Origin of the sequence: Streptomyces sp. NPDC002825, assembly GCF_040295385.1 — a bacterium.
Classification (GTDB): domain Bacteria; phylum Actinomycetota; class Actinomycetes; order Streptomycetales; family Streptomycetaceae; genus Streptomyces.
On the sequence record NZ_JBEOVH010000023.1, the window covers coordinates 36038 to 63037 of the forward strand.

24 protein-coding genes are annotated in these 27000 nt (G+C 72.9%); 4 read left to right on the forward strand and 20 right to left on the reverse strand.

Features of this window, described 5'->3' with window-relative positions:
• Positions 1-13: 13 nt before the first annotated feature.
• From ABT041_RS26115 to ABT041_RS26130, 4 genes are read right to left on the reverse strand one after another with little or no spacing between them, the layout of a single operon-like run.
• Complete coding sequence (locus ABT041_RS26115; RefSeq protein ID WP_351188387.1) at positions 14-3550, reverse strand: tetratricopeptide repeat protein; 3537 nt, start codon at positions 3548-3550, stop codon at positions 14-16.
• Between the two features lie 16 nt (positions 3551-3566).
• Positions 3567-4556, reverse strand: a complete 990-nt coding sequence (locus ABT041_RS26120) for an AAA family ATPase (protein WP_351188392.1) — start codon at positions 4554-4556, stop codon at positions 3567-3569.
• On the reverse strand, positions 4553-6718 hold the full coding sequence (locus tag ABT041_RS26125; protein ID WP_351188395.1) for a VMAP-C domain-containing protein: 2166 nt from the start codon (positions 6716-6718) through the stop codon (positions 4553-4555). Before ABT041_RS26125 ends, ABT041_RS26120 begins: the two co-directional genes overlap by 4 nt.
• Position 6719: 1 nt before the next feature.
• On the reverse strand, positions 6720-7073 hold the full coding sequence (locus ABT041_RS26130; RefSeq protein ID WP_351188398.1) for a trypco2 family protein: 354 nt from the start codon (positions 7071-7073) through the stop codon (positions 6720-6722).
• Positions 7074-7420: 347 nt separating this feature from the next.
• Here ABT041_RS26130 and ABT041_RS26135 point away from each other — a divergent pair, with 347 nt between their 5' ends.
• The gene (locus tag ABT041_RS26135) at positions 7421-9658 is read left to right on the forward strand and encodes an MMPL family transporter (RefSeq protein WP_351188399.1); all 2238 of its coding nucleotides are present in this window, start codon (positions 7421-7423) and stop codon (positions 9656-9658) included.
• A 10-nt stretch (positions 9659-9668) separates the two neighbouring features.
• Here ABT041_RS26135 and ABT041_RS26140 read toward each other — a convergent pair whose 3' ends face one another.
• The 7 genes from ABT041_RS26140 to ABT041_RS26170 form a co-directional block, all read right to left on the reverse strand.
• Entirely contained in the window at positions 9669-10502 is an 834-nt protein-coding gene (locus ABT041_RS26140) for a YhjD/YihY/BrkB family envelope integrity protein (RefSeq protein ID WP_351188402.1), read from the reverse strand.
• Between the two features lie 87 nt (positions 10503-10589).
• Positions 10590-11168, reverse strand: coding sequence for a hypothetical protein (locus tag ABT041_RS26145; protein ID WP_351188405.1), 579 nt, complete (start codon positions 11166-11168; stop codon positions 10590-10592).
• Entirely contained in the window at positions 11165-12340 is a 1176-nt protein-coding gene (locus tag ABT041_RS26150) for an ROK family glucokinase (RefSeq protein WP_351188408.1), read from the reverse strand. Before ABT041_RS26150 ends, ABT041_RS26145 begins: the two co-directional genes overlap by 4 nt.
• A gap of 45 nt (positions 12341-12385) precedes the next feature.
• Positions 12386-13180: an ATP-binding cassette domain-containing protein gene (locus ABT041_RS26155; RefSeq protein WP_351188410.1), complete on the reverse strand. Its 795-nt coding sequence runs from the start codon at positions 13178-13180 to the stop codon at positions 12386-12388.
• Positions 13177-14232: an ABC transporter permease gene (locus tag ABT041_RS26160; protein ID WP_351188413.1), complete on the reverse strand. Its 1056-nt coding sequence runs from the start codon at positions 14230-14232 to the stop codon at positions 13177-13179. The genes ABT041_RS26155 and ABT041_RS26160 overlap by 4 nt, the downstream gene beginning before the upstream one ends.
• Complete coding sequence (locus tag ABT041_RS26165; RefSeq protein ID WP_351188416.1) at positions 14229-15248, reverse strand: sugar ABC transporter substrate-binding protein; 1020 nt, start codon at positions 15246-15248, stop codon at positions 14229-14231. Before ABT041_RS26165 ends, ABT041_RS26160 begins: the two co-directional genes overlap by 4 nt.
• 88 nt (positions 15249-15336) lie before the next feature.
• The gene (locus ABT041_RS26170; protein ID WP_351188596.1) at positions 15337-16056 is read right to left on the reverse strand and encodes a GntR family transcriptional regulator; all 720 of its coding nucleotides are present in this window, start codon (positions 16054-16056) and stop codon (positions 15337-15339) included.
• A gap of 140 nt (positions 16057-16196) precedes the next feature.
• Here ABT041_RS26170 and ABT041_RS26175 point away from each other — a divergent pair, with 140 nt between their 5' ends.
• Positions 16197-17192 carry a Gfo/Idh/MocA family protein gene (locus ABT041_RS26175; RefSeq protein ID WP_351188418.1) on the forward strand — a complete coding sequence of 332 codons (996 nt, stop codon included), beginning with the start codon at positions 16197-16199 and terminating at the stop codon, positions 17190-17192.
• A gap of 240 nt (positions 17193-17432) precedes the next feature.
• On the opposite strand, the gene ABT041_RS26180 is transcribed toward ABT041_RS26175, so the two are convergent.
• From ABT041_RS26180 to ABT041_RS26195, 4 genes are all read right to left on the reverse strand, one after another.
• Positions 17433-17858, reverse strand: coding sequence for a PaaI family thioesterase (locus tag ABT041_RS26180; RefSeq protein ID WP_351188420.1), 426 nt, complete (start codon positions 17856-17858; stop codon positions 17433-17435).
• A gap of 5 nt (positions 17859-17863) precedes the next feature.
• Positions 17864-19042, reverse strand: a complete 1179-nt coding sequence (locus ABT041_RS26185; RefSeq protein WP_351188423.1) for a cytochrome P450 family protein — start codon at positions 19040-19042, stop codon at positions 17864-17866.
• Between the two features lie 9 nt (positions 19043-19051).
• The gene (locus tag ABT041_RS26190) at positions 19052-19726 is read right to left on the reverse strand and encodes a response regulator (RefSeq protein WP_351188425.1); all 675 of its coding nucleotides are present in this window, start codon (positions 19724-19726) and stop codon (positions 19052-19054) included.
• 81 nt (positions 19727-19807) lie between these two features.
• A complete protein-coding gene (locus ABT041_RS26195) occupies positions 19808-21019 on the reverse strand; it encodes a sensor histidine kinase (protein WP_351188427.1) in 1212 nt (403 codons plus the stop codon).
• Positions 21020-21165: 146 nt separating this feature from the next.
• Here ABT041_RS26195 and ABT041_RS26200 point away from each other — a divergent pair, with 146 nt between their 5' ends.
• Complete coding sequence (locus ABT041_RS26200; RefSeq protein WP_351188430.1) at positions 21166-21387, forward strand: hypothetical protein; 222 nt, start codon at positions 21166-21168, stop codon at positions 21385-21387.
• Positions 21388-21419: 32 nt separating this feature from the next.
• On the opposite strand, the gene ABT041_RS26205 is transcribed toward ABT041_RS26200, so the two are convergent.
• The 3 genes from ABT041_RS26205 to ABT041_RS26215 all read right to left on the reverse strand — a co-directional run bounded on the left by ABT041_RS26205 (position 21420) and on the right by ABT041_RS26215 (position 23444).
• Complete coding sequence (locus ABT041_RS26205; protein ID WP_351188433.1) at positions 21420-21779, reverse strand: hypothetical protein; 360 nt, start codon at positions 21777-21779, stop codon at positions 21420-21422.
• Between the two features lie 11 nt (positions 21780-21790).
• Positions 21791-22720 (reverse strand): DMT family transporter, encoded by a 930-nt coding sequence (locus ABT041_RS26210; protein ID WP_351188436.1) that lies wholly within the window; start codon positions 22718-22720, stop codon positions 21791-21793.
• 115 nt (positions 22721-22835) lie between these two features.
• Positions 22836-23444 carry a dihydrofolate reductase family protein gene (locus ABT041_RS26215; RefSeq protein WP_351188439.1) on the reverse strand — a complete coding sequence of 203 codons (609 nt, stop codon included), beginning with the start codon at positions 23442-23444 and terminating at the stop codon, positions 22836-22838.
• 167 nt (positions 23445-23611) lie between these two features.
• Between ABT041_RS26215 and ABT041_RS26220 the strand changes: the two genes are divergently transcribed.
• A complete protein-coding gene (locus ABT041_RS26220) occupies positions 23612-24352 on the forward strand; it encodes an SDR family NAD(P)-dependent oxidoreductase (protein WP_351188442.1) in 741 nt (246 codons plus the stop codon).
• Positions 24353-24547: 195 nt separating this feature from the next.
• Here ABT041_RS26220 and alc read toward each other — a convergent pair whose 3' ends face one another.
• Both alc and allB read right to left on the reverse strand, forming a co-directional pair.
• A complete protein-coding gene (gene alc, locus ABT041_RS26225; protein WP_351188445.1) occupies positions 24548-25663 on the reverse strand; it encodes an allantoicase in 1116 nt (371 codons plus the stop codon).
• 1 nt (position 25664) lies between these two features.
• A complete protein-coding gene (gene allB / locus ABT041_RS26230; protein ID WP_351188448.1) occupies positions 25665-26999 on the reverse strand; it encodes an allantoinase AllB in 1335 nt (444 codons plus the stop codon).
• Between the last annotated feature and the right edge of the window lies 1 nt (position 27000).

Below are 27000 nucleotides of genomic sequence, written 5' to 3' on the forward strand. Positions count from 1 at the left end.
CACCGGACGCATCTTAGCCGCGGCGGTCCGGGTACGGCGCGCGGTCCCCGAGGTCCCGTTCCTCCAGGGCGTCGGCTTCACGGGTTCTCCCCGCCCGCGTGTAGGAGGAGGCGAGGTTGGCGCGTGCTGCGACGGTGTCGGGATGCTCCGGCCCGAGGATGCGCTCTCGGTCGGCGAGGACTCGCTCCTCCAGGGCGATGGCCGCATGCGTGCGCCCCGCCTGCCGGTAGGAGTAGGCGAGGTTGACGCGGGCGGCGATGGTGTCCGGATGCTCCGGCCCGAGAATCCGCTCCCGGTCCGCCAGGACCGGCTCCTCCAAGGCGATGGCCTCGTCGGTCCGCCCCATCCGGTAGTAGGAGGTCGCGAGGGAGGCCCGGGCGGTGATGGTGTCGGGATGCTCCGGCCCGAGAATCCGCTCCCGGTCCGCCAGGACCGGCTCCTCCAAGGCGATGGCCTCGTCGGTCCGCCCCATCTGGTAGTAGGAGATGGCGAGGGAGGCGCGGGCGGCGATGGTGTCCGGATGCTCCGGACCCAGGATCCGTCCACGGTCCGCTATCAGGCGTTGTTGCAGAGTGAGCGCCTCTTGGGTCCGTTCCGCCTTCATGTAGGTGAAGGCGAGGTCACCACGGGCGGTGAGCGTGTCGGGGTGCTCCGGACCCAGCGTCCGCTCGGAGTCGAGGAGCACCCGCTCCTCCAGGGCGATGGCCTCATCGAACCGCCCCACCGTCCCGTAGGTGAAGGCGAGTGCGGCACGCGCGGCGAGGGTGTCGGAATGCTCGGGACCCAACACCCGCTCGAAGTCGACGAGCGCCCGCTCCTCCAGGGCGATGGCCTCATCGAACCGCCCCACCCGCCTGTAGGAACGCGCGAGGTCGGCACGCGCGACGATGGTGTCGGGATGCTCCGGACCCCGCACCCGCTCGGAGTCGACGAGCACCCGCTCCTCCAGGGCGATGGCATCACCGAACCGCCCGGCCCTCCCGTAGGAGAAGGCAAGGGCGATCCGGGCCTGGAAGGTGGCGGAATGCGCCGGACCGGAAACCTGCTCCCGGTCGGCGAGCACCTGCTGCCCCAGGGCGATGGCGTCATCGATCCGCCCCGCGTACTCGTAGGAGGTCGCGAGGGCCGCGCGAGCATCGAAGGTGTGCTCGCTCTCCCGCCCCAGAGTCCGCTCGCGGTCGGCGAGCACCCGCTCCCCCAAGGCGATGGCCTCGTCGATCCGCCCCGCCTGCCTCAACGACACGGCAAGGTCGGCACCGGCGGAAAGGGTGCTGAAATGCTCCGGGCCCAGCACCCGCGTACGGGCAGCGAGGACTTCTTCCTGCAGGGAAATGGCCTCATCGGTCCGGTCGACCTGCCAGAAACTGAAGGCCAGGTCGGCACGGGCTTCGAGGGTCTGGGGATTCTCCGGTCCCAGGACGAGCTCGCAGTCGGCGACCACCTGTTCCTGTAGGGCGATGGCCTCGTCGGTCCGGTCCGCGTCCCTGAAGGACAGGGCGAGGTCCGCACGGGCCGTCAGCGTGTCGGGATGCTTCGGGCCCAACACCCGCTCCGAGTCCATGAGCACCTGCTCCTGCAGGGCGATCGCCTCGTCGAGCCTCTCCAAATGCCACAGGGTGAACGCCAGGTCGGCCCGCGCGGTGAGCGTGTCGGGATGGTCCGGACCCAAGGTCCGCCCGGCGTCGGCGAGCAGCCGTTCCAGCACGGTGACGGCCTCGTCGGGGCGCCCCGCCTGCCGGTAGGCGAGCGCCAGGTCGGTACGGGCAGCGAGCGTGTCGGGGTGCTCCGGCCCCAGCACCCGCTCACGGTCGGCGAGGACCTGCTCCTCCAGGGCAACGGACTCGACGGTTCGCCCCGCCTGTCCCCGGGAGTCGCCGGCGGGGTGCGGGGCCGGAATCCGTGTCCCGGACCTTTCCGCGGTCGGAGCGCCAGGTACGGGACTTCGCGGGTCGTGGTGGGGCGCTTCCGCTTCCCGGTTCTCCGGCAAGGGCTTGATCCCCAACCGCGTCAGCACCTGCGTCCGGATCCACCCGAACGACCGCCCCGTGTCCTCGACGACCGCCACGCCGTCCGGGTGGCCGACCCAGGCGGGGAAGACCGAGGCACGGCCGATGGCCGATTCGATGCGGCGGGTGACGGTCTCGGCCGTGTGGAGGAGGTCCTTCGGGGGGACCGCACTCAGGAGGGCGCGCCGGGCGTCCGCATCGAAGTCGAAGCGGCGCAGGTGCGGCAGGCGTTCCGGTGCGGACGTCGGGTCGACCTCGTGCATCAGGCCGCCCAGGAAGACCTCCGTCAGGTGCCCCGGGTCCGTGGGGGGACCGACCGCGGCCTGGACCAGGCGCATCACCGGGGGCGTCACCGGTGCCACCGCCGCCACGTGGGCCGCGAGGCGGTACGCCTCCGGGGACGCGGCCTCCTTGAAGCGGAGGACCGCCTCGGCGCCCGCCGGTCCGGACGGCCCGGCGGCGCCCGACGGCGCGGGGCCGGACGGCGCGTCGTCCCACAGCGGCAGGAGCGCCGTGCCCCCCGGCGCGGCGACGAGCCGGGCCCAGTCGCCGACGGCCTCCGGCGTCGGTTCGAGGACCGGGACGGGGACGGAGTCGTAGCGGACGAGCTCCGGCGGCAGGTCGGGGTCGGTGACCTGCCAGGCCCGGGTCGGCCCGCCGCGGCCGGGGGTGGTGACCTGCCAGGGCCGCGCCGCGATCCCCGTACTCGCCCACAGCCGCGCCGGCAGCGCGTGCAGGATCGCGGTGGGTCCGGAGCGGGCCCACCGCTCCATGACCCGCCGCATCCCGCCGTCCCGCCAGGCCTCCCCCACGCCGTCGCTGACCACGAGGACGAGGGTGTTCCCCGTCGGGTCGCACAGGGACTTCACGGACTCGGGACGGGTGTGGTAGCGGAACGGACTGCTCCGCAGCGTCGGGGCGCCGTCGCGGGTGTCGAGGCCGTGGACCCGGACGTCGCGGAACGAGCCGGCGCGTTCCATCAGGGCCCGGACGTCCGCCGCGAGGCGCTGCCACAGGACCATGGAGATGCCGTCGTCGACGACGAGGGCGAGGGTGAGCCAGCGGGTGCGCAGCGGGCGGGTGACGGTCTCGGGCACCCCCGTCTCGGCCATGGCGGTGACGGTGCCGGGGACGTCGAGGGCGTGCCGGCGCCGGTCGGGGAAGCGCTGTCTGAGCGGTCGGAGGGATTTCTCCAGCTGGAGACGGCCGGTGCCGAGGGAGTGGCGGTCGGGGACGCCGACGGGGTGGGCAGGGGTGAGGACGACGGCCTCGTCCCCGGTGGTCTGGTTCCCCGCCGCGGCGGCGAGGAGCGGGTGGACGGACCGCGGCGGCCGGTGCGGTTCGGCGGACGGGGACTCCGGGTCCGAGGTGTCAGGCGTCCCGGGCCGCTGCGCCGACGCGCCGGTGCGGCGGGGCGCCGTGTTCTGCTCCGCGGCTCGCGCCAGGGGCCCGGCGCCCCGTGGCAGCTTTTCGGCCAGCCACAGGGCGTCGAGGAGCTCTTCACGGGACAGTTCGGCCCCGCTGTCGGCCAGGAGTTTCGTCACGCGTGTGATCACGGCGTCACAGGGCTCCGCCGAGCCGGTGCAGGACGGCCTGGAGCAGGGCGCCCGCTTCGAGGTTCACGCCGCCCTTGCGGAGGAAGACGGCGTTGAGGAGCTGGTCGGTGGCGAGTTCGCCGGCCGCGCGGCGTTCGAGGAAGGCCTCCAGGAGGTCGTCCACCTGCTCCAGGGCCGTGTCCCCGAGGTGCGCGGCGACGATCTCCCGCAGTCGCCGCTCGTCGGGTTCGGGGAGGTCGAGGCGGATGCAGCGGCGCAGGAAGGCGGCCGGGAACTCGCGTTCGCCGTTGCTGGTGATGACGACGACGGGGAACTCGGCACAGCGGACGTGGCCGCGCTCGACGGGGGCGGGCCGGTCGGGATCGTCGGTCTGTACGTGGACGGGGGCGTGGTTCCTGGGCAGCCGGGCGAGTTCGGGGATGACGAACTCGCCCTCCTCGAAGACGGTCAGCAGGTCGTTGGGGAGGTCGACGTCGCCCTTGTCGAGTTCGTCGACGAGGAGGACGCGCGGGCCTTCCCGGTGTGCGAGGGCGTTGCCGAGGGGGCCGAGCTGGATGTACTGGCCGATGTCGGGTTCCGCGCCGTCGCTGTCCCGCGGCAGGGTCGCCTCGCGGAGCCTGCCGACGGCGTCGTACTGGTAGAGGGCGTCCTGCAGGGTGGAGCGGCTGTTCACCGGCCACTGCAGGACGCGGCCGAGCCCGAGTTCGTGGGCGATGGCGTGGGCCAGGGAGGACTTGCCGGTGCCGGGCTGCCCGGTGACGAGGAGCGGCCGGCGCAGGTGCAGCGCGGCGTTGACCACGTCGACCTCGTCGGGTCCGATGAGGTACGGACGGGGGTGGGGGACCGTGTCCCCGGTGCTGGACTCCGGTCGACCGAAGCGCCGCCACGGGGGTGCTTCGGGGAAGACGACGTCGCGGCGCTCGCCGTCCCCGTGGAAGAGGTGCCAGCCGTTCCCGTCGGTGCTCGTGGCGTCCGGCTGCTGTGAGGTGGTCATGACGCGTGGGTTCCTCTCCAGGGGTCCCTCAGGTGGAGCTGCTCGGTCCTCGGGTGGGAGCTCTCGGGTTCCCAGACGAGTGAGGGGCGGGCCCGGCGTTCCTCCGGCTGGGCGGCGGTGCGGCTGCGGAAGACGCGCACCCGCTCGGCGAGTCCCTCGAGCTCGTCGGCGGGTGCCAGCTCGCCGAGCCGCTCGGCGTCCTCGTATCCGGTGGCGTCACGGTCCCACAGCACGACGGGGACTCCGAGGGCGAGGCAGACCTGGAGCCAGGCCTTGCGCTGGTCGGCGGGGCCGTGGAGGACGACGCGGGCGGTGTCGCGGTGTTCGGTCACGAGCAGGTGCCGCAGTTTTCTCCAGTCGCCGCAGGCCGGGCCGGTGACGAGCACCGCCGTCCGGCCCTTCTTCCAGCGGCGTTCCTGGTCATGGACCCGGTCGGCGGCGATCCGGTCGAATTCCGGGCAGCTGAAGGAGACCTGGTACTCCGCCCCGATCGGCCAGGAGGGGAAGAGGTCCTCGGGTGCCCCGGGCTCCCATTCGTCGACGGCCAGGTGGAGACCGTGCCGGTCGACCACGACGGTCACCCAGGGCACGTGGTCGCCCTGGCCGGGCTCCTGCCGTGCGGCGCTGACGGCATCGGCGAGGGCGCGGGCGGCCTGCTGCGGCGTCTTCGGTTCGGACGACGGGTCCTTGAGGATCCGCCGGGTGCCGTCGGCGCGGTCGATCCGGATCCGGCACCGGTACCGGTCGCCGTCCGCGGCGCCGCTGTGCTCCAGTTCCATGACGACACGCGAGACGAGCGCGTTTCCGCGCCGCCTGGCCCACTGCACGGCGTCCCCGCGCCGCTCCCTGAGCGCGTCGCCGTGGATGCCGATCCGGTCGGCGGTCTGCTGCGACCAGGCGCGCAGCCGGTGCTGTCGTTCGCCGTCGACGGAGGCTCCCACGTACTCCACGAGGCGGAGCAGCGCGGGGACGGGTGGGCTGCCCTCGGGGACGCTCTCTCCGTCCGGCAGTTCCTCCAGTGCCTCGATGGTGGGGCCGAGCTCGTCCTCCTCGATGCGGGGGCGGGCGAGGCCGTCGGGCAGCACGGCGTACGGCAGTGCGTCGCGGGCGGCCAGATGCAGCAGCGCGGGCTGTTCGCGGACGGTCCCGCCCAGGAGATGGAGGAGTTCGTCGAACTCGGCGGGTGCGAGCAGGGGCCCGCAGCCGAGCGCCCGCGCCTGGGTGAGGAAGGCGGTGAGGCGGGAGCGGAACGCCGGGTCCGCGACGCGCGGGGCCAGGGCCTGCCCGAGTGCGGCGGGCGCGCGGGGGTGGGCCTGGAGGAGGGCGACGAGGTCGGAGGTGGTGGGGGTGTAGTCGTCCGTCTCGTAGCCGAGTTCGCCGGCCAGCTCCCGCGCGTAGGCGGTGCGGGCGGCCGGGTCCGTGAAGAGCGGGAGGAGCAGCTTCTCCAGCTCGCGTTCGGCGGGCGTGCGCTCGGCGCCGGGTGCGGCCCGAGGCGCGGGCACGCCGATGGTGACCAGTTCGGGGCAGGCGCAGGCGTGCCGGGCGAGGTGGTCGAGGAAGTCGCGGTCCTGGACGAAGGAGTGCGCGGGTACGGCGAGCAGCCGCCGGGCGCCGTACGCCTCGGGTTCCTGGACGACGACGCCGACGAGTACGTCGCCGCAGAAGACCGCGGCGCCGGACGCCCCGCCCCAGGCGTTCCTGCCGTCCGCGCCGGGGACGGGAGCGGGCCCCTGGTCGAGCACGTAGTGCCGCCCGGAGCCGGAGAGGGGCACCAGCGTTCCCCGCAGGTATTCGACGCCGCGTTTGCCGGCGGCGGCGGCCTTCGGGTAGCCGAGGCCCTGGTACGGCAGCGGCACGCGGCCGGCGGGCCGGCCCCAGACGACGCCGCCGGGCACGTCCACGTCGTGGTCGACGCGCAGCAGTGCGACGTCGGGTCCGTCCGCGGGGGTCCACAGCAGTTCGGCGTCGACGGTGTGCGCCGGGCCGTTCTCGAAGTGGCCGATGCGCGCCGAGATCCTCGGCAGCAGCTCGCCGGTCTCCCGGTCCACCAGGACGTGACGGGCGGTCAGCACGAGGCGCGGGCCGATCAGATAGCCGGACCCGGTGCTGCGGGTCTCGTCCTGGGTGCCGCTGCGGATCAGTGCCAGTCTGGCCGGATCCACGTCACTCCTCGTCGTCCCAGGACCCGCTCTCGTCGTCGCTGACCTCGGGTCGGGTGCCGCCGGCGGCCTTGTCCGCGACGGACAGCCGGATCTTGAGCTTGTGGGTGCGTACGGTGGTCTGCTCGCCGCCCCCGCCGACGGTGACGACGCCGAAGGAGAGCTTGCCGTCGCCCTTCACGGACTGGCGGAGTTCGAGCAGGAGCTCCAGCTCCGCCTCCTCGACACCGAAGGCGAACTGCTGGCCGACGCCCGTCCTCTGCGCCTCGTACAGCTCCTGCCGCAGCTCCTCGATGGCCGCGGCCAGACCGATCGTCGACATCCCCGGCAGCCCCCGCTTCAACTTTCGGACAGTCATATGGACTAGGTCAGCGGTACGTTACAGCGAACGCGGGACGCCTCAAACCGGCCTGAAGACAATCAGCCAGCGGCGGTCGCCGCCCTCGCGCGGCACCGCGCACGGCCCCACCGGAGCTCCGGCTCTCCGGTGGGGCTTCGTCGTCTCGGCCGCATGCGCCCCTGGCACCTCCGATACCCCTTGATGCCACGTGGCGCCACATTGACTTGTCATGGCGCCACTTTGGTGCCACTCTCTTCCTTCGAGGGGCTCAGGCCCTCTATCGCCCGCCCATTCCGGCGACGCCACCCGTGGCACCAGTGGCACCACCCGCGCCACACTCTCCCTATCGACAGGACTTCTCCCCGATGGCCACTTTTCTCTCCCGAGTGGGCCGCTTCGCCTTCCGCAGGCGCGGCCTGGTCGTCCTCCTCTGGCTGCTGGCCCTCTTCGGAGCGGGTTTCGCGGCCTCCACCGCCGCCGCCCCGCCCGCCGACACCTTCTCGATGCCCGGCACCGAATCGCAGAAGGCCTTCGACCTCCTGCAGGAGAAGTTCCCGGACGCCCGCGCGGACGGTGCCGCCGCCCGCGTCGTCGTCCGCGCCCCCGGCACCGAGGAGATCACCTCCCCCGCCCGCAGGGCACAGGTCGAGCGGCTCGTCGCCGAGCTGGCCAAGGCGCCTCAAGTCGCGGTCGTCGCCGACCCGTTCGCGGCGAAGGCCGTGAGCGGTGACCGTACGACCGCGTACGCCTACGTCACGTACAAGGCGAAGGCCACCGAGCTGACCGACGCGGCGCACGACGGTCTCACCGGCGCGATGGAGCGGGCCAGGGACGCGGGACTCACCGTCGAGGCGGGCGGTGACGCCGTCGAGATCGAGCAGGCGATGAGCGGTACCGGCGAGAAGCTGGGCATCCTCGTCTCCGCCGCCGTCCTGCTCCTCACCTTCGGGTCCCTGATCGCCGCCGGAATGCCCCTGCTCACGGCCGTGATCGGCGTCGGCATCGGCATCAGCGCCATCACCGCGCTCGGCGCCACCCTCGGCCTGTCGTCCACCACCTCCACGCTCGCGATGATGATCGGCCTCGCCGTCGGCATCGACTACGCCCTGTTCATCGTCTCCCGCTACCGCTCCGAGATCGCCGAGGGCCGCGAACGAGCGGAGGCCGCCTCGCGGGCCGTGGGCACCGCCGGCTCGGCCGTCGTCTTCGCCGGCCTCACCGTGATCATCGCCCTGTCGGGGCTCGCGGTGGTGAACGTCCCGATGCTCACCAAGATGGGCCTGACCGCCGCCGGGACGGTCGCCGTGGCCGTCCTGGTCGCCGTCACGTTCGTCCCTGCGCTCCTCGGCTTCGCGCCCGTCAGGGTCCTCGCCCGCAGGGACCGGAAGCAGTACACCGGCAAGCCGCTGTCCGCTCGTCAGCAGCGCAAGGCCGACAGGCGCGCGGCCCGCCGCAGGCCCAACCTCGGCGCCCGCTGGGCCGGCCTCGTGCTGCGCCACCCCGTCGCCGTGCTCCTCCTCGGCGTCGTGAGCCTGGGCGCCGCCGCCGTACCCGCCGCGAGCCTCGAACTGGGCCTGCCGGGCGAGGGCTCGATGGCCCCGCACACCACCCAGCGCAAGGCCTACGACCTGCTGTCCGACTCCTTCGGCCCCGGCTTCAACGGGCCGCTGACGGTCACCGTCGAGGCGAAGGACGCGAAGAAGGCCGCCGCCCGGGTCAGCACGACCCTGGAAGAGGTCCCCGGGGTCGCTGGCGTCTCCCCCGCCACCGTGAACGCCTCGGGCGACACCGCCCTCATCACCGTCGTCCCCGCCACCGGCCCCACGGACAGCAGGACCGAGGAACTCGTGCGCTCCCTGCGCGCGACGGCGGAGGGCACGGAGCGGCGGACGGGCGCGACGGAGATCCTGGTCGCCGGCCAGACCGCCATGTTCATCGACTTCTCGCAGACGCTGGACGACGCCCTCCTCCCCTATCTCGCCCTGGTCGTCGGCCTCGCCTTCCTCCTGCTGATGCTGGTCTTCCGCTCCGTCCTCGTCCCGCTCAAGGCGGCCCTCGGCTTCCTGCTGTCCGTCGGCGCGGCCCTCGGCGCCGTCGTCGCCGTCTTCCAGTGGGGCTGGCTCGCCGACCTCTTCGGTGTCGACCAGCCGGGCCCGGTGATGAGCACCCTGCCGATCTTCATGATCGGTGTCGTGTTCGGCCTCGCGATGGACTACGAGGTCTTCCTGGTCTCCCGGATGCGCGAGGCGTACGTCCACGGCGCCCGTCCCGGCGAGGCGGTCGTCACCGGCTTCCGGTACGGCGGCCGGGTCGTCAGCGCGGCCGCGATCATCATGACCAGCGTCTTCTCGGGCTTCGTCGTGGAGGACAACGACTTCGTGAAGATGATCGGGTTCGGTCTCGCCGCCGCCGTCCTCTTCGACGCGTTCGTCGTCCGGATGGCCATCGTGCCCGCCCTGTTCGCCCTGCTCGGCAGGTCCGCCTGGTGGCTGCCGAGGTGGCTCGACCGGCTCCTGCCGGACCTCGACGTCGAGGGCGAGAAGCTGACGCGGGCGGAGATCCCCTCGGGGCGCTCCGTACCGGAGACGCACTTCGTCGGCTGACCGCCGGGGGTCACTCCCGGTTCGTGCCCAGGTACCGGTCGAGCGGCGGTTCCTGGGCCAGGACCGCCCCGATCGTGAAGGCGAAGGTGAGCGCGGCACAGACCACGATCAGCCAGGACAGCATCGTCAGGACCAGGCCCAGCGAGCCGTACTCGCCCAGAGCCCGGTTGAGCGCGCCCGGCATGTAGAGGCGGGCCGTGATCCCGAGGACGGTCGAGGCGGTGCCCGCCAGGACGGCGCCGGGCAGCAGGGGCAGCCAGGCCACCCGCTTGGCGAGCAGGAGGTGCTGGGTCCACAGCCACACTCCCGTGCTGACCAGGAAGTACAGCGGCAGGCCCAGCCAGCCGCCGGCCCCGAAGCCGTCGCGGATGGGGGCCTGGAGGAGCACCACGACCACGAGGGCGAGGAGCCACACCATCCACCGCCAGGCCGCGATCCGGGTCCCCGCCTTGGGCAGTCCCCAGGCCCGCTCGCACACCCTGGCCATCGCGCGGCTGAAGCTCGTGGCCGACACCAGGGCGACCACCGCGCCGACGACCCCGGTGGCCTCCCGCGCCTCGTCGGACGTCGTCTGGTCCAGGACCTGCTGGAGTTGCTGGTCGGACGACCCGGTCAGGCCGAACATGGCGCGGAGGGACTCGCTCAGCTGGTCGCGGACCGCGAGCGGGGCGAAGGCGGCGAGGGCGAAGAGGAGCGGCACGGCGGCGAGGAAGGCCTGGGCGGCGAGCCGGGTGCCCGCGTCCAGGAGGTTCCCGCTGACCAGTCGCCCGGTCAGTTCCGTGAGGACGGGAAAGCGCCTCTCGGCTCCGGTCCGGATGCTCCGCATCCGGGTCGCCCACGACATCCCGCCTCCCGACCCCGACCGGCCCGTGCCGCCATTGGACGCGATCCCGCGCCGCGGCGCGAGCCGGAAGCCTCTTTCCGGGGGACGTCAGGGGCTGGTGGTGGAGACCGCGTACACGCGGGGGAAGGCCGGGTCGGTGAGGTCGACCGTGATGGCGGTGTGGGGGCGGGGCTTCTCGCGGGTCACGGTGGTGCCCGCCCAGGTCATGCCGTCGGCGAAGGTCCAGCCCGCGATGTCGGTGTCGCGCTCGCCGACGGTGATCCGGCCCGAGGTGAGCGCGGAGCGCGAGGTCCCGGACTCCGCGAGGAAGGCGTCGAGGCCGCCGGCGGTCGTCGTGAACTGGACGTACAGCCGGCTGGTCTTCCAGTTGCTGGTCTCGTAGTAGGCGACGTCCCAGGCCCCGGCCGGGATCGGGATCTCGAAGACCCGGCGCTTCATCAGCGAGGGCCAGTTGTCCTGGAGGCCGGCCGCCGAGGACTCGCGCTCCTTGTCGCGGCCGCTGTCACGGCTCTGGCCGGCGGAGATGACGAGGTAGCCGGCCGGGATGCCGACGAGGAGCACGATGATGACCGCCGTCAGCCAGCGGCGGCGGATCATGTGCCGGCGGTCCTCGGGCAGCCGGTCCTGCGGGGGGCGGGGCGGGGCGGACTGGTGGGGCAGGGTCATGAAGAGGGGTCCTCGGGGGTACGTGCGGCCCGGCCCGAGGTCCCGTTGCGCAGGGCCTGGGCGTAGCGCTCGTACCGTTCGTACCGCTCGACGCGGCGCCGGTTGGCGCGGCGGAAGCGGCGGGCGACGAGCCGGGCGAGGTCGGCGGCGCCGACCATGCCGGCCTCGGGGCCGAGCTGGGCGCGGGTGATGCGGGCCTCGGGACGGTAGCCGCGGCCGGTGAGGTGGCGGCGGAAGGCGTCCCTCGCGGGGCCGATGAGCAGGTCGTCGGCGGCGGAGACGCCTCCGCCGATGACGAAGCAGGACGGGTCGAGGGCGGCGGCGAGGTTGGCGATGCCGACGCCGAGCCACTGGCCGATGTCCTGGAACAGCTCGACGCACATGGCGTCGCCCTCGCGGGCGAGCTCGGTGATCAGGGGGCCGGTGATGTCGGGGATGTTCCCCTTGACCCGCTCGATGATCTCGTACGCGACCGGGGAGTCGGCGGCGGCCAGCTCGCGGGCCTCGCGGACCAGCGCGTTCCCGGAGCTGTACTGCTCCCAGCAGCCGCGGTTGCCGCAGGGGCAGCGGTGGCCGCCGGGGACGACCTGCATATGGCCGAACTCTCCGGCGACGCCGAACTTGCCCCGCTTGACCTGGCCGTCCTCCAGGATGGCGCCGCCGATGCCGGTGCCGAGGGTGATCATGACGAGGTGGTCCTCGCCGCGTCCGGCGCCGAAGCGCCACTCGGCCCAGGCCGCGGTGTTGGCGTCGTTGTCGACCATGACGGGGACGGCGAGGCGGCCCTGGAGGGCGTCGCGGAGGGGTTCGTTGCGCCAGGCGAGGTGCGGGGCGAAGAGGACCCGGGCCCGGTCGGCGTCGACCCAGCCGGCCGCGCCGATGCCGACCGCGTGCACGTCGTGCCGGTCGGAGAGGTCCAGGACCAGTTCGACGATGGTGTCCTCGACGACCTTGGGGCTCTTGGACTTGTCCGGGGTCTCCGTGCGGAGCTTCTCCAGGATGTTGCCGTCGGCGTCGACGACGCCGGCCATCACCTTGGTACCGCCGATGTCGATGCCGACGGTCGGCACCCGGGGCGCCGTCAGGTGGGAGCGCCGCTCCCGGGTCCCGACGGTGCGCAGCACGGTCCCGCGGGCGGCTCCCCGGTGGGCGAGGTCACGGTAGGTACTCATCGGCTCCGATTCTGCCAGGTGGGGTGTGAGGGGGCCGTGATGTCGTTACGACGCGGAGGAGCGTTCCAGCTCGTGGCGCAGGTCCTCCAGCTCGCTGCCGCCGGCCATCTGCCGGGTCAACTCGTCGAGGGTGACGGAGTCCTTGGTGTGGCTCGCGGCCATGACGCCCCGCTTGAGGAGGACGAACCGGTCGCCGACGAGGTAGGCGTGGTGCGGGTTGTGCGTGATGAGAACCACGCCGAGACCCTGGTCGCGGGCGGCGGCGACGTACTTCAGGACGACCCCGGACTGCTTGACGCCGAGCGCGGCGGTCGGCTCGTCGAGGACGAGGACCTTCGCTCCGAAGTGGACGGCGCGGGCGATGGCCACGCACTGGCGCTCGCCGCCGGAGAGGGTACCGATCGGCTGGTCGACGTCCCGGAGGTCGATGCCCATGCGGAGCAGCGCCTCACGGGTGGTGGACCGCATCAGGCCGACGTCGAGCCGCTTGAAGGGGCCCGAGCCCTTGGTGGGCTCGGAGCCGAGGAAGAAGTTCCGCCAGACCGGCATCAGGGGGACGACGGCGAGGTCCTGGTAGACGGTGGCGATGCCCCGGTCGAGGGCATCGCGCGGGTTGGCGAGGGCCACCTCCTCGCCCTCGATGCGGAAGGTCCCGGCGTCGTGCCGGTGCAGGCCGGCGACGATCTTGATGAGGGTGGACTTGCCGGCGCCGTTGTCCCCGAGGACACAGGAGATCTCGCCCGCGCGGACCTCAAGGGAGACCCCTTCGAGGGCGCGGATGTTGCCGTAGTACTTGCTGACGTCGTCCAGCTGCACCAGAGGGGCGGTGTCGGTCGTCACTTGGTCGCCTCCACGCGCTTGCGGATCCAGGCGTTCAGCAGGGTCGCCAGGAGGAGCATCGCTCCCAGGAAGAACTTGAACCAGTCGGGGTTCCACTCGGCGTACACGATGCCCTTGCTGGTCATGCCGAAGATGAGGGCGCCGACCGCCGAGCCGATGGCCGAGCCGTATCCGCCGGTGATCAGACAGCCGCCGATGACGGCCGCGATGATGTAGATCAGCTCGTTGCCGACGCCTTCGCCGGACTGGACGACGTCGAAGGAGAAGAGCAGGTGCTGGCCGGAGATCCAGGCGCAGAAGGCGACGCCCATGTAGAGGCCGATCTTCGTGCGGTAGACCGGGACGCCGACCGCGCGGGCCGCGTCGGCGCCGCCGCCGACGGCGAAGATCCAGTTGCCGAAGCGGGTGCGGAGCAGGATCCAGGTGGCGAGGGCGACGAGGCCGAACCACCACAGGATGGTGACCTTGAACTCGACGCCGCCGATCGTCGCCTCCGAGGCGAAGAGCTTGCGGGCGGAGGGGAAGCCCTCCATGTCGGCGATGCTCTTGGTGGAGACGGTGCCGCTGATCAGCTTGGTGAGGCCCAGGTTCAGGCCGGTCAGCATGAGGAAGGTGCCGAGCGTGATGATGAAGCTGGGCAGCTTGGTGCGGGTCAGCATGAAGCCGTTGAAGACGCCGATCGCCAGGGTGACGAGCAGCGAGACGCCGACGCCGACCCAGACGTTCGCCGTCATCTGGTAGCTGAACATCGAGGAGACCAGCGCGGAGCTGGTGACCAGGACACCGGCGGAGAGGTCGAACTCGCCGCCGATCATCAGCAGGGCGACCGGGACGGCCATGATGCCGATGGTGGAGGCCGCGTAGAGGACGGTGCCGAGGCTGGAGGGGTTCAGGAAGCTGTCGGCGACCACCGCGAAGAAGACGAAGACGGCGAACGCGCCGACGACCGAGCCGAGCTCGGGCCGGGCCAGCAGCTTCTTCAGCGGGGTGGTGCGGAGGAGTCGTTCGTCGACGTGGTCGACACCGTCCGAGGTCGGGGCGGTGGAGCTCATCGGGTGCCCCGATCCGCGTACTGCTTCAGCGCGGCGGCCTGGTCCTTGGTGATGATCTGGGGGCCGGTCAGGACCGGCTTGCCACCGCCGAGGACGTCGGCGTTGTAGCGGTACAGCCAGAGCAGGTCGACGGCCTCGTAGCCCTGGAGGTAGGGCTGCTGGTCGACGGCGAAGCCGAGGGTGCCGGCCTCCAGGGAGGCGGCGACCTTGGCGTTGAGGTCGAAGGTGTCGACCTCGGCCTTGCTGCCGGCGCCCTTGGCGGCCTGGACGGCGGTGTCGGCGAAGGGGGCGCCGAGGGTGACGACGGCGTCGACGGCCTTGTCGGACTGGAGCTTGGCCTCGATGGAGGCCTTGACGTCGGGCATGTTGGTGCCGTCGACGTACAGGTTCACGAGCTCGCCGTCGAAGGTCTTCTTCACCCCGGCGCAGCGCTGCTCGTGGCCGACGTTGCCCTGCTCGTGCAGGACGCAGAGGGCCTTCTTCTTTCCGCGCTTGTCGAGCTCCTCGCCGACGGCCTCGCCGGCGACGGTCTCGTCCTGGCCGATGTGGGTGAGCGCCCCGTAGGCCTTCGACTGTTCGGCGCCGGAGTTCACGGTGATCACCGGGATGCCGGCCTTGACGGCCTTCTCGACGGCGGCCTTCATGGCGTCGGGCTTGGCGAGGGTGACGATCAGTCCGTCGACGCCCTTGGCGACGTACGAGTCGATCAGCTGCGCCTGCTGCTGGGCCTCGTCGCTGTGCGCGTACAGGAAGTTGATGTTGTCCTTGGCGGCGGCCTGCTTGGCGCCCTTCTGGACGATGTCCCAGAAGGTGTCGCCGTCGCCCGAGTGGGTCACCATGGCGAACGTCCACCGGGGGGTGTCGACGGCCGCCCTGCCCTGGGCCTCGGCGGCCTTCCGGGCGTCCTCCGCCCGCTTGCCGCCCGTGCTGCTGCACCCGGCGAGCGCCGCGGTGAGTGCGAGGGCGAGGACCGCGCCGACTGCGGCGCGTACCCCTCCTGTCCGAAGCCTGGTCACGAGGCCGTGCCCTCCTTTGTGTCCTTCTGCGTGCATTGCAGTATCGGTCATGCGGGTCTTGGCACTGGCGAGGGGCCCCCTGGAGTGGCTACGGACGGACCATCAGCTGGAACTCGAAGGAGTAGCGGGTGGCCCGGTAGAGGTGGGAGCCGTACTCGACGGCGCGGCCGGTGTCGTCGAAGGTGACGCGCTCCATGGTGAGCAGCGGAGCGCCCTCCGCCTCGTCGAGCAGCGCGGCCTCCTCGGCGGTCGCGGCGCGGGCGCCGACCGTCTGCCGGGCGCTGTGCAGGGTGAGCGCGGCGGAGCGGAGCATGCGGTAGAGGCCGGTGGTCTCCAGCTGCCCGGTGTCGGGCTCGACGAGACCCGCGGGCAGGTGGTTGCAGAGGTACGCCATGGGTTCGCCGTGCGCGGTACGGAGCCGCTCCAGGTAGCGGACCTCGGTGCCCTCCGGCACGCCGAGGGCGGCCGCGACCGGTCCCGCGGCGGGTTCGAGGCGGTTGGCCAGGACCCGGGTGGCGGGGCGCTGGCCGGCGGCGGCGAGGTCGTCGTACAGGCTGCTGAGCTCCATCGGTCGCCGCACCCTGCTGTGCACGACCTGGGTGCCGACGCCCCGGCGGCGGACCAGGAGCCCTTTGTCGACGAGGGTCTGGATGGCCTGGCGGACGGTGGGCCGGGAGAGGCCCAGGCGGGTGGCGAGGTCGATCTCGTTCCCGAGGAGGGTGCCCGGGGCCAGCGTCCCGTTCTCCACGGCGCTCTCCAGCTGCTGGGCGAGCTGGAAGTAGAGCGGGACCGGGCTGCTGCGGTCCACGGCGAGCGGGGGCAGGGACGAGCCGGACTGCTTGGGCACGGGGGGAGCGTAGCCCGGGGCGCTGATGACGGGAAGTCGTGACGTCCGGTTGTCCTGACAAATCCTTGACACCCGGGTCCGCCCGGCTCCACGGTGGGGCCATGCGCATCGGACTGATCGGTACGGGACGGATCGGGAGCTTTCACGCGGGTGTGCTGGCCCGGCACCCGGAGGTCGAGTCGCTGGTGGTGGCGGACGCGGACGCCGTCCGGGCGGCCGGGGTCGCCGGGGCGCTCGGCGCGGAGGCGGCGCCGGACGTGGACGCGCTGCTCCGGCACGCCCTGGACGCCGTGGTGATCGCCTCGGCGACGGCCGCGCACGCGGAGCTCATCGCCCGCGCCGCCGGTGCGGGTCTGCCGGCCTTCTGCGAGAAACCGATCGCGCTGGACGTGCCGGGGACGACGGCCGCGCTCGACGCGGTGACGGCAGCGGGAACGGTCCTCCAGCTGGGGTTCATGCGCCGCTTCGACGTGGGCTACCGTGCGGCGCGCGAGGCGGTGCGCTCGGGGCGGCTCGGCCGGCTGCACACCGTACGGGCGGTCACGTCCGATCCGGAGCCGCCGCCCGCCGCGTACCTGCCGCTCTCCGGCGGTCTCTTCCGCGACTGCCTCGTGCACGACTTCGACATCGTCCGCTGGGTGACCGGCCGGGAGGTCGTCGAGGTGTACGCGACGGGCTCGGACGGGGGCCCGGCGATGTTCCGGGAGGCGGGCGACGTGGACACGGCCGCCGCCCTGCTCACCCTGGACGACGGCACGCTGGTAACGGCGACCGCGACCCGGTGCAACGGCGCGGGGTACGACGTCCGCATGGAGCTGGCGGGCGAGCGGGACCAGATCGTGGTGGGCCTGGACGACCGGTCCCCGCTCGCCTCGGTGGAGCCGCAGGGCCCGCCCTCCCCGGGCAAGCCCTGGCCCGGCTTCCTGGAGCGCTTCGCCCCCGCGTACGAGGCGGAGCTGGACGCCTTCGTCCGCCTGGTGCGCGGCGAGGCGCCCAACCCGTGCGACGGCCGGGAGGCCCTGGCGGCGCTGCGGATCGCCGAGGCCTGCGAACGGTCGCGGCGGGAGCGGCGCCCGGTAGCGGTCCAGCACCCGTGACGAGCGGTGCCCCGGTAGCGGGCCGGCACCCGTGGCGGGCGGGGCCCCGGTAGCGGGCCGGCACCCGTGGCGGGCGACGCCCGGGGAGCGGGCCAGCATCCGTGGCGGGCGACGACCCGGTAGCGGGCCAGCACCCGTGACGAGCGGGGCCCCGGTAGCGGGCCGGCACCCGTGACGAGCGGGGCCCCGGTAGCGGGCCGGCACTCGCGGCGGGAGCGGGGCCGGGTCCGGCCGACCGGTTCAGCCGGCCGACAGCACTGTGCCCTGGGCGACCGCGCACAGCGTCTCGTCACCCTCCTCGTCGACCGTCGACAGGTCGCAGCGCACCACCGCCTGCCGCCGCCCCGCGTGGACCACCTCCGCCCGGGCGCGCAGCACGCCGCCCTTCGCCGGCCGGACGTACTGGATGGAGAACCCGGCCGTCAGCACGGCCGCGCCCAGCTCGGCGCCCGCGGCGAAGGTGATCGCGTTGTCGGCCGCGTACGAGAGCACCCCACCGTGCAGGAAGCCGTTCTGCTGTCTCAGCTCCTCGCGGTGGTCCACCTCGAGCACCGCCCGCCCCGCGCCGAATTCGGTGATGCGGGCGCCGACGAGCCGGCTGAACGGCTGCGCGTCGAGGACCTTGCGGGCGAGGTCGAGGTCGAGGGCGGGGGTCTGGTCGCTCAAGGGGTTCACCACCGGATCGGGAGACGACGGGTCCCGCGCATGAGCATGCCGGGCAGCCAGTCCAACGAACCGGCCTCCACGTCGAGTTCCAGCCCGGGGAAGCGATCGAGAACCGTCCGGAGCGCGACCTGCGCCTCCAGCCGGGCGAGCGGGGCGCCGAGGCAGTAGTGGATGCCGTGCCCGAAGGCGAGATGGCCGCGCGGGTCGCGGGTGATGTCGAAGCGGTCCGGGTCGGGGAAGCGCTCGGGGTCGCGGCCGCCGGCGGCGAGGGAGACGAGGACCGGCTCGTACGCGGGGATCACCGTCTCCCCGAACCCGACGGGCTCCCGGCTGAACCGGTACGTGGCCGTCTCCACCGGCCCCTCCCAGCGCAGCGTCTCCTCGATCAGGCCGTCGAGCAGGCCTGGATCGGCCCTGAGCGCGGCGAGTTGCTCGGGGTGGGTGAGCAGTGCCCGTACCGCGTTGGCGATGAGGTTCACGGTGGTCTCGTGGCCCGCGAGCAGCAGGAGATAGGCGAGACCGCAGAGTTCGGGGAGGGAGAGCCGGTCGCCGTCCTCGGCCCGTGCGGTGATCAGGGCGGAGAGCAGATCGTCGGTGGGACCGGCGGCCCGCTTGTCCTCGACGAGTTCGCCGAGGTAGGCGGCGAGGCTCTCGATGGCGTCCCGCTCGGGTTCCGCGCCGCTGGGCGCGACGATCTCGTTCGACCAGCGGCGGAAGGCGTCGCGGTCTGCGGCCGGGACGCCGAGGAGTTCGCAGATGACGGTGATGGGCAGCGGGAAGGCGAGGGCGTCGACGAGGTCGGCGCGCCCGGCCGGCTCCATGGCGTCGAGGAGTTCGTCGGTGAGCCGCTGGACACGGGGCCGCAGCGACTCGACGCGCCGCCCGGTGAACTCACCGGCGATCAGCCGGCGCAGCCGCGTGTGGTCGGGCGGGTCGAGGACCAGCAGATTGGGGCCGATGAGCTCCTCGTCGAGCATCGTCATCCCCAGCACGGACGGCGACTTGGACAGTCGCGGGTCGTTGAGCGCGGCCCGCGCCTCCTCGTGCCCGACGACCAGCCAGACCACGGCCCCGTCGGGTGTGCGCACCTGGTGGACGGGACCGGCCTCGCGCAGTTTCTCGTAGTACGGATAAGGGTTCGCGGTGAAATCCGCGCCGTACTCCCCCAGATCGATGACGGACATCGTCCGAGCCTAGACGCCGTCCTCGGCCTCCGACAGCCCGGCGTCGTGCACCAGGAGCGCGATCTGGACACGGTTGTTGAGGCCGAGTTTGGCGAGGATGCGGGAGACGTGGGCCTTGACCGTGGGGACGCTCATGTACAGCTCGGTGGCGATCTCGGCGTTGGAGCGGCCGCGGCCGACGGCGACGGCCACCTCCCGCTCGCGGTCGGCGAGTTCGGCGAGGCGGGCGGCGGCCGTGGTGCGCCGGGGCTGTTCCGGCTGCCGCTCCACGACGTGGGTCATGAGCTGGCGGGTGACGGCCGGCGAGAGGACGGGGTCGCCCGCGGCGACGCGGCGGACGGCGGCGACGATCTCGGCGGGCGGGGTGTCCTTGAGGACGAAGCCGGCGGCGCCGGCCCGCAGGGCGCGCAGCACCTGCTCGTCGGCGTGGAAGGTGGTGAGGACGACGACCTCCGGGGCGCCGGGGAGGGCGCGGAGGCGTTCGGTGGCGGTGAGGCCGTCCACGTGGGGCATGCGGATGTCCATGAGGACGACGTCCGGGGCGTGCCGGGCGACGAGTTCGGGCACTTCGCGGCCGTCGGCGCCCTCACCGACGATCTCGAGGTCGTCGGCACCGCCGAGCATGAGGGTGAGGCCCGCACGGACCAGGGGGTCGTCGTCGACGACGATCAGCCGGATGGTCATGGGGCCACGGTAGCTGCGGGGGCTGCCGGGCGGCGGGGCGGCGGGGCGGCGGGGCGGCGGGGCGGCGGGGCGGCGGGAGGTTCATGCCGGCCACGGCAGCCAGGCGTGCAGGGCGAATCCGCCGTCGGGGGCCGGGCCGTGTTCCATCCGGCCGCCCGCGAGGGCGGCGCGTTCGGTGAGGCCGATGAGGCCCTGGCCGGAGCCGGGGACGTGCGGGACCGGGCCCGCGGGAGCCGGGTTGTGGACGTCGACGGTGAGGCCTTCGCCGGGGCGGCCCCGGACGGTGACGGTGACCTTCGTGCCGGGGGCGTGCTTCCGGGCGTTCGTGAGGCCCTCCTGCGCGATGCGGTAGACCGTACGGCCGGTGGCGGCGGGCACGGCGGCCGGATCGTCGACCGTGGTGTCGAGGACGACCTCCGTACCGGCCTCGCGGGACTCCTCGACCAGCGAGTCGAGGGTGGCGAGGGTGGGCTGGGGCCGTTCGCCGTCGCCGTTCTCGCCGGGCGCGCGCAGGACGCCGATGATCTCGCGGAGGTCCTGGAGGGCTTCGTGGGCGCTGTCGCGGATGACGCCCGCGGCGCGGGCGATCTGCTCGGGCGGGGCGTCCGGCCGGAACTCCAGGGCTCCGGCGTGCACGCTGAGCAGGGTGAGGCGGTGGGCGAGCACGTCGTGCATCTCGCGGGCGATGGCCTCGCGGGCGAGCCGCTGGGCCTGGGCGGCGCGCAGCTCGGCCTCGGCCTCGGCGCGGCGGGCCCGTTCCCTGAGGGCTTCGACGAGCTGGCGCCGGGAGCGTACGAGCATGCCCCAGGCGGTGACGAGCAGGATGAGGACGAAGCCGAGGGCGATGGAGAGCCCGACGTTCGTGGTGGGGTCGGGGCGGACGAAGACCTGGACGGTGGAGGTGGCGACGGCGAACGCCACGATCCAGCCGACCTCGCGGAACGGCCGGCGTACGGCGACGCTGAACAGGCTCGCGAGGAGGGCGCCCGCGGCGACCGGGGCGAAGATGTTCACCACGGACAGGGCGACCGCGAGCCCGACCGGCCGGCGACGGCGCGTCCACAGGGCGCAGCAGGCGGCGGCGCCGGCCAGTTGGTCGAAGAGGGTGACGGTCTCGCTGGTGTACTGCGCGCTGGTGTCGGCGGCGACGAGGCCGACGAGGGCCGCGAGCAGGAACAGCGAGGTGTCCACGATCCAGTCGCGGACGGTACGGCGGGGCCGGGCGGCCCCGCTCCCGCCCGGTTCGACCAGGTGGGAGGGGAGCAGCCAGCGCTGCCGGTCCGTGCGAGTCATGTCCGCAAATGTACGCAGGCCGGAGGCGGTGCACCGGGTCTGCGGGCGGTCGGGATACCGGAGTCGCTCAGGTCGATACTTTGGTATCGGCGGCCGTAGACGAGCGGCGGACGCGGCCGTCCGGCCCTCCCGCCCATGATCGGATCATGAAGAAGTTTCTTGAGGGCTTCGGGGTGCTGCTGCTCCTGGCCGGCGTGGCAGGGGTGATCCGCGAGTTGACCGGCGGCTGGTTCCACTTCATGGGTCTGACCCGCTTCCTCACGGAGAACGTGGGGTTCCTGGAGGGCCGGGAGCTGTTCGCGAACATCGTCGTCGCGGTCCTCGGTCTGGTGCTCGCGGCGGGGGCGAGCCGAATAGCGAAGGACTGAGACCGGGGGGCTTCCGGCGGTTCCGGATCCGGTCAGGCGCTCGCCTCGTTGAGGCGGGTGACCTCGGCGAGGTGCTCGGCCATGCGGTGGGAGACGGAGCCGCTGGTGTAGAGGACGCCGCCGACGACGGCCACGGGCACGGACGCGCCGAGGACGGCGAGGAGTTCGGGCCAGTCGCGCTCGATCACGCAGTCGCTCTCGTTGTTGTGGAGGTTCTCGCTGGTGAACCGGGAGGTGCACTCGCGGCTGGACTCACCGGTCTGGTAGGGCGTGAAGAGGAGCACCGCGAGCCAGATCCACAGGAGCGCGGCCACGGCGAGGAGCCCGAGTCCCCAGGCCTGGGTGCGGCGGGCCCGAGCGCGGAAGTCGATGTCGTACGGCAGTGAACGCATGGTCGAAGAACCTACCCGGCGTCCGTGTCGGCCGTACGGCGACCCCAACTGGTGCCCGCGAGAACGAGGATCGCGCCCGCGAGGCCGAGGGCGCCGGGCCGGTCGCCGGCAAGGGCGATGCCCGCGGCGGCGGCCCAGAGCGGCTCCGTGCCGAGGAGGAGGCTGACCCGGGACGGGGAGGTGCGGCGGACGGCCCACATCTGGACGAAGAAGGCGAAGAGCGTGCAGAAGACGGAGAGGAACAGGAGCCCGGCCCACTCGCCCGGGCCGAAGTCGAGGGCCACGGCCCAGGGTGAGGCGCCGGTGCCGGGGAGGGCGGCGATGACGGCGAACACGGCGACGGCGGAGCCGAGCTGGACGGTGGTGAGGGAGAGCGAGTCGGCCGAGCGGACCGCCTTGATCCGGGACATGGCCAGGACGTGGACGGTACGGGCGAGGGCGGCGAGGAGCATGAGCAGATCGCCGAGGGAGGGGGCGGTGAATCCGCCGCCCTGGGTCAGCAGGACGACACCGGCGACGGAGAGCGCGGCGGCGGCGAGGAAGCCGCGGGAAGGGAGGACCCGGGTGACGGCGGCCTCGGCGAGCGGGGTGAAGATCATGGTGAGGCTGATGATCAGGCCCGCGTTGGTGGCGGAGGTGTGGACGACGCCGTACGTCTCCAGGAGGAAGATCCCGCTGAGGATCAGCCCGAGGGTCGCGGCTCCACGCCACTGGGCCGCGCTCAGGGCCCGGAGCCTGCGCCACCCCGCGGCGACGAGGACGGGCAGCACCACGGCGAACCGCAGCACGAGGACCGCGATGACGGTGTGGCCGGTGGTGATGCCCTTGGCCGCGAGGTAGCTGGCGCCCCAGACGACGGCGACGAGCAGGACGGGCAGGTCGGTGAGCCAGGCGCGGCGGGGCGCGCCGAGGGACACGGGTGCGGCGATCGAAGCTGACATCGCGGGCCGGTTCTCCAACTCTTGAAGCGGGGTGGAGACTTCGACGGCTCGCACTCGGAGCGATCACCGTAACCGGGGCGGACCCGTGGTGGCTACACCATTCCTGGGGTACGGATCAGTAGCTGCCGTAGGTGGGGCGGCCGGCCAGCTCGTACGTGTGGAGGGCGACACCCGCGGCGGTGGTGCGCGCGTCGGTGAGGCGGAAGGCGCTGGGGCGGACCCCGTCGGTGAAGAGGCGGCGGCCGGTGCCCAGGACCACGGGGAACACGTGCAGGTGAAGGGTGTCGATGAGGTCGTGGTCGAGGAGCGTGCGGGCGAGGCCGGCGCTGCCGTGCATCTGGATCTCGCCGTCGAGGCGGTCCTTGAGGGCGGCGACCTCCTCGACGATGTCGCCGCGAAGGAGGGTGGTGTTCTCCCAGTCGGCGGAGGTGAGGGTGGTCGTGGCGACGTACTTGGGGAGGTGGTTGAGCTTGGAGGCGATGGGGTCGGCGGGGTCGTCGTGCTTGGGCCAGTAGCCCGAGAAGATGTCGTAGGTGCGGCGGCCGAGGAGGAAGGCGGTCGGCCGGGCGAAGATCTCGGTGATCCGCCGCCCGAAGTCCTCGTCGCCGTACGGCACGGACCAGCCGCCGTGCTCGAAGCCGCCGCTGGGGTCCTCCTCGGGGCCTCCGGGAGCCTGGATGACGCCGTCGAGGGTGAGGAACTGGGTGAGGCTGAGGGTGGCCATGGTGGATGCCCTTTCTGTTCTCCGGACCATCGTGTCCCACCTCTTCCGACTCCACCGCCCGGCGGAAGTCATCGGTGAGTCGGGGTCCGATTCCCGCCAGCGTCCCGGCGCGCCGCCGACTTTCATTGAACCCGCAACCAGTTGGTGTCACTCACGGAGGTTTCGGGATGTCCACGATGAACGGCACGGCGGTCCTGGTGACGGGCGGCAGCCGGGGGATCGGCGCGGCGACGGCGGTGCGGCTGGCCCGGGAGGGCGCCGATGTGGCCTTCACCTACGTCCAGGACGAGGGCCGCGCCAAGGAGGTCGCGGCGCGGATCGAGGCGGCCGGCCGCAGGGCGCTGCCCCTGCGGGCCGACGCGGCCGACGCCGGGGACGCGGCGGGCGCGGTGGAGTGGGCGGCGGACGCGCTCGGGCGTCTCGACGTGCTGGTGAACAACGTCGGCGCGGGCGTCCTGGGGCCGCTGGAGTCGCTCTCCCTCGCGGACGTGGACCGGGTCCTCTCGGTGAACGTCCGGGCGGCCTTCCTCGCCTCGCAGGCGGCGGCCGCGCGCTTTTCCGAGGGCGGCAGGATCGTCACGATCGGCACCTGCATGACCCAGCGGGTGCCGGGCCCGGGCGGGACCCTCTACACGATGAGCAAGGCGGCGCTGATCGGCCTGACGAAGGCGCTCGCGCGGGAGCTGGGCGGGCGCGGCATCACGGCGAACATCGTCCACCCCGGTCCCGTCGACACCGACATGAACCCGGCGGACGGGCCGTACGCGCAGGGGCAGGCGGCCATGACGGCGCTCGGCCGCTTCGGCACCCCGGACGAGGTGGCGTCGATGGTCGCCTTCCTCGCGGGACCCGGCGGGCGGTACGTGACGGGCGCGGAGTTCTCGGTGGACGGCGGGCACGCGGCGTAACGCCCAGACCGTGCGGCCCGGCGAGTGAGCCGAAGGGCGCGGCCCCGAGCACGGTCGGGGCCGTGAGCCCGGCTCCGGGCGCCCGGAGGTGAACCGAGCCCCGAAAGGGAGTGGCGCGAGGGCGCACCGGTGCTGTCGGGTCGGTGCGCCCTCGCGGGCCGGGCGGGGTGTCGTACCCGCCCAGTTCAGGGGGGGCTAGCCACCGAGCTCCTGGTGGCGGGCGGTCAGCCGCGCCGTACCGGCCTCGGTGAGGGAGCCGAAGAGGCGGAGGCGGGAGATGCCGCCGTCCGGGTAGATGTCGATCCGGACGCGGGAGCCGACCGCCGGGGTGTCGAGCACGAACCGGTGGTTGGTGTCGGGCTGGAGGCGGGTCCGGGGCAGGATCTCGGTCCACTCCTCCGAGCCCTCCGCGGCGACGGAGAGCGCGGCCCAGCCGGCGCTGTTGCCCTTGAGGTAGGCGGTGTCGATCTCGACGGCGCGGATCTCGGACTCGGCGACGAGGCCGTAGCGGATCCAGTCGTTGCCCTTGTCGCGGCGGCGGCGGGTCTCCCAGCCGTCGTCCATCTTCCGGGAGCGGCCCGGCTGGATGGTGTTGGTGGCCGGGGAGTAGAAGCGGTCCGAGGCGTCCTCGACCTGGCCGCCGTTCTCCAGGGCGGCGAGGTCGAAGGTGCCGAGGACGCCGAGCCACGCCGGGTCGGGGGCGACCTCGCCGTAGACGCGGAGGCGGGCGATGCCGCCGTCGGGGTGCTGGTTGACGCGCAGGTGCGTGAAGCGCTGCTCGACGTCGACGGCGAAGCCGTTGGCGGCGTGTCCGCCGACCGCGGTGCGCGGGACGAGCGTCGTCCACTTCACGTCGTCGGCGAGGAGCTCCTCGGGCGAGGGCGAGCCGGCCACGGAGGTCGCCTCGACGGAGACGGCCTGCGGGTAGTTGCCGCGGAAGTGGGCGGTGTCGACGACGATGCCGCGGACGACGCCGGGGGCGCCGAGCCGTACGAGGGCCCAGTCGTGGTCGTCCTCGGTGGGGTGCGGCTGCTGGGCCGAGATGCCACGGCGGCGGCGGGTCTCCCAGCCGTCCATGATCTTGCCCTTGTGGCCGAAGTGCTCGGGGTCGAACTCGGCGGCCTCGGGCTTCAGCAGGTTCTCGCGCTCGGCGAAGAACTCGTCGTTGGCAGCGATGACGCCCGCGCCCAGCCGACGGTCCGCGAGGTCCGCGTACTGGGTGAAGGGGAAGTCGGCCGTCCGGTAGTCGGCGTACGGGTCGCCGCCGCCGTAGGGGCTGGCGTCACCGGTGAAGCTGGGTATGGACGACACGTCAGTTGTTCCTTTCGAGAAGGCGGCCGGAGGGCTCGGCGAGGGTGCCGTGGTCGGCGATCCGCTCTCCACGCAGCCAGGTGGAGGTCACGACGCCGTGCAGGGTCTTGCCCGCGTACGCGGTGATCCGGTTGCGGTGCTCCAGATCGGCCGGGTCGACGGTGAAGGTGGCGTCCGGGTCCAGGACCGCGAAGTCGGCGTCACGGCCGGCCTCGATCGCGCCCTTGCGGGACAGGCCCGCCAGCCGGGCCGGACCCGCCGACATCCAGCGGACCACGTCCTCCAGCGAGTGACCGCGGCGCCGGGCCTCGGTCCAGATCGCCGGCAGACCCAGCTGGAGGGAGGAGATGCCGCCCCACGCGGAGGCGAAGTCCGGCGTCTTCAGGTCGGCGGTGGACGGCGAGTGGTCGGAGACGATGCAGTCGATGGTGCCGTCCGCGAGCCCCTGCCACAGCGCGTCCTGGTTCGACGCCTCGCGGATCGGCGGGCAGCACTTGAACTCCGTCGCCCCGTCCGGGATCTCCTCCGCGGTGAGGGTGAGGAAGTGCGGACAGGACTCGACGGTGATCTTCACGCCCTCGGCCTTCGCCGCGGCGAGGGCCGGCAGCGCGTCGGAGGACGACAGGTGCAGCACGTGGACGCGGGCGCCGAGGCGGCGGGCCTGGTTGATCAGGTTCTCGATCGCCGTGTTCTCCGCGTCCCGGGGACGCGAGGCCAGGAAGTCGGCGTACGCGCCGCCCGAGCGCTGCGGGGCGGCGGCGAGGTGGTGCGGGTCCTCGGCGTGGACGATCATCAGGCCGCCGAAGCCCGCGATCTCCGCCAGCGAGGTCGCCAGCTGCTCCTGGTCGAGCTCGGGGAACTCCTCCACGCCCGACGGCGACAGGAAGCACTTGAAACCGTAGACGCCGGCGTCGTGCAGCGGCCGCAGGTCCTTGACGTTGTCCGGCAGCGCACCGCCCCAGAAGCCGACGTCGATGTGGGCCTTGCTGCGCGCCACCTCCTGCTTGACCCGCAGGTTCTCCACCGTGGTGGTCGGCGGCAGCGAGTTCAGCGGCATGTCCAGCAGGGTCGTGATGCCGCCGGCGGCGGCCGCGCGGGTGGCGGTCCAGAAGCCCTCCCACTCGGTGCGGCCGGGGTCGTTCACGTGCACGTGGGTGTCGACCAGCCCGGGCAGGACCACATCCTCGCCGACGTCCTCCAGCCGGGCACCGGCCGGTACCTCGGCGTCGTAGGGCAGAACGGCCGCGATCGTCCCTCCGGAGACGGCGATCGACGCCGGCCGCGTCCCCTCGGGGGTGATGACGCGTGTCGAGCGCAGGACCAGGTTGACGTCCACC

Coding starts and splice junctions, on each gene's coding strand:
- ABT041_RS26120 (WP_351188392.1), bottom strand. CDS start 4,556: ATGACCACCTCACAGCAGCCGGACGCCACGAGCACCGACGGGAACGGC.
- ABT041_RS26130 (WP_351188398.1), bottom strand. CDS start 7,073: ATGACTGTCCGAAAGTTGAAGCGGGGGCTGCCGGGGATGTCGACGATC.
- ABT041_RS26135 (WP_351188399.1), top strand. CDS start 7,421: ATGGCCACTTTTCTCTCCCGAGTGGGCCGCTTCGCCTTCCGCAGGCGC.
- ABT041_RS26140 (WP_351188402.1), bottom strand. CDS start 10,502: ATGTCGTGGGCGACCCGGATGCGGAGCATCCGGACCGGAGCCGAGAGG.
- ABT041_RS26145 (WP_351188405.1), bottom strand. CDS start 11,168: ATGACCCTGCCCCACCAGTCCGCCCCGCCCCGCCCCCCGCAGGACCGG.
- ABT041_RS26150 (WP_351188408.1), bottom strand. CDS start 12,340: ATGAGTACCTACCGTGACCTCGCCCACCGGGGAGCCGCCCGCGGGACC.
- ABT041_RS26160 (WP_351188413.1), bottom strand. CDS start 14,232: ATGAGCTCCACCGCCCCGACCTCGGACGGTGTCGACCACGTCGACGAA.
- ABT041_RS26175 (WP_351188418.1), top strand. CDS start 16,197: ATGCGCATCGGACTGATCGGTACGGGACGGATCGGGAGCTTTCACGCG.
- ABT041_RS26185 (WP_351188423.1), bottom strand. CDS start 19,042: ATGTCCGTCATCGATCTGGGGGAGTACGGCGCGGATTTCACCGCGAAC.
- ABT041_RS26190 (WP_351188425.1), bottom strand. CDS start 19,726: ATGACCATCCGGCTGATCGTCGTCGACGACGACCCCCTGGTCCGTGCG.
- ABT041_RS26195 (WP_351188427.1), bottom strand. CDS start 21,019: ATGACTCGCACGGACCGGCAGCGCTGGCTGCTCCCCTCCCACCTGGTC.
- ABT041_RS26200 (WP_351188430.1), top strand. CDS start 21,166: ATGAAGAAGTTTCTTGAGGGCTTCGGGGTGCTGCTGCTCCTGGCCGGC.
- ABT041_RS26205 (WP_351188433.1), bottom strand. CDS start 21,779: ATGCGTTCACTGCCGTACGACATCGACTTCCGCGCTCGGGCCCGCCGC.
- ABT041_RS26210 (WP_351188436.1), bottom strand. CDS start 22,720: ATGTCAGCTTCGATCGCCGCACCCGTGTCCCTCGGCGCGCCCCGCCGC.
- ABT041_RS26215 (WP_351188439.1), bottom strand. CDS start 23,444: ATGGCCACCCTCAGCCTCACCCAGTTCCTCACCCTCGACGGCGTCATC.
- ABT041_RS26220 (WP_351188442.1), top strand. CDS start 23,612: ATGTCCACGATGAACGGCACGGCGGTCCTGGTGACGGGCGGCAGCCGG.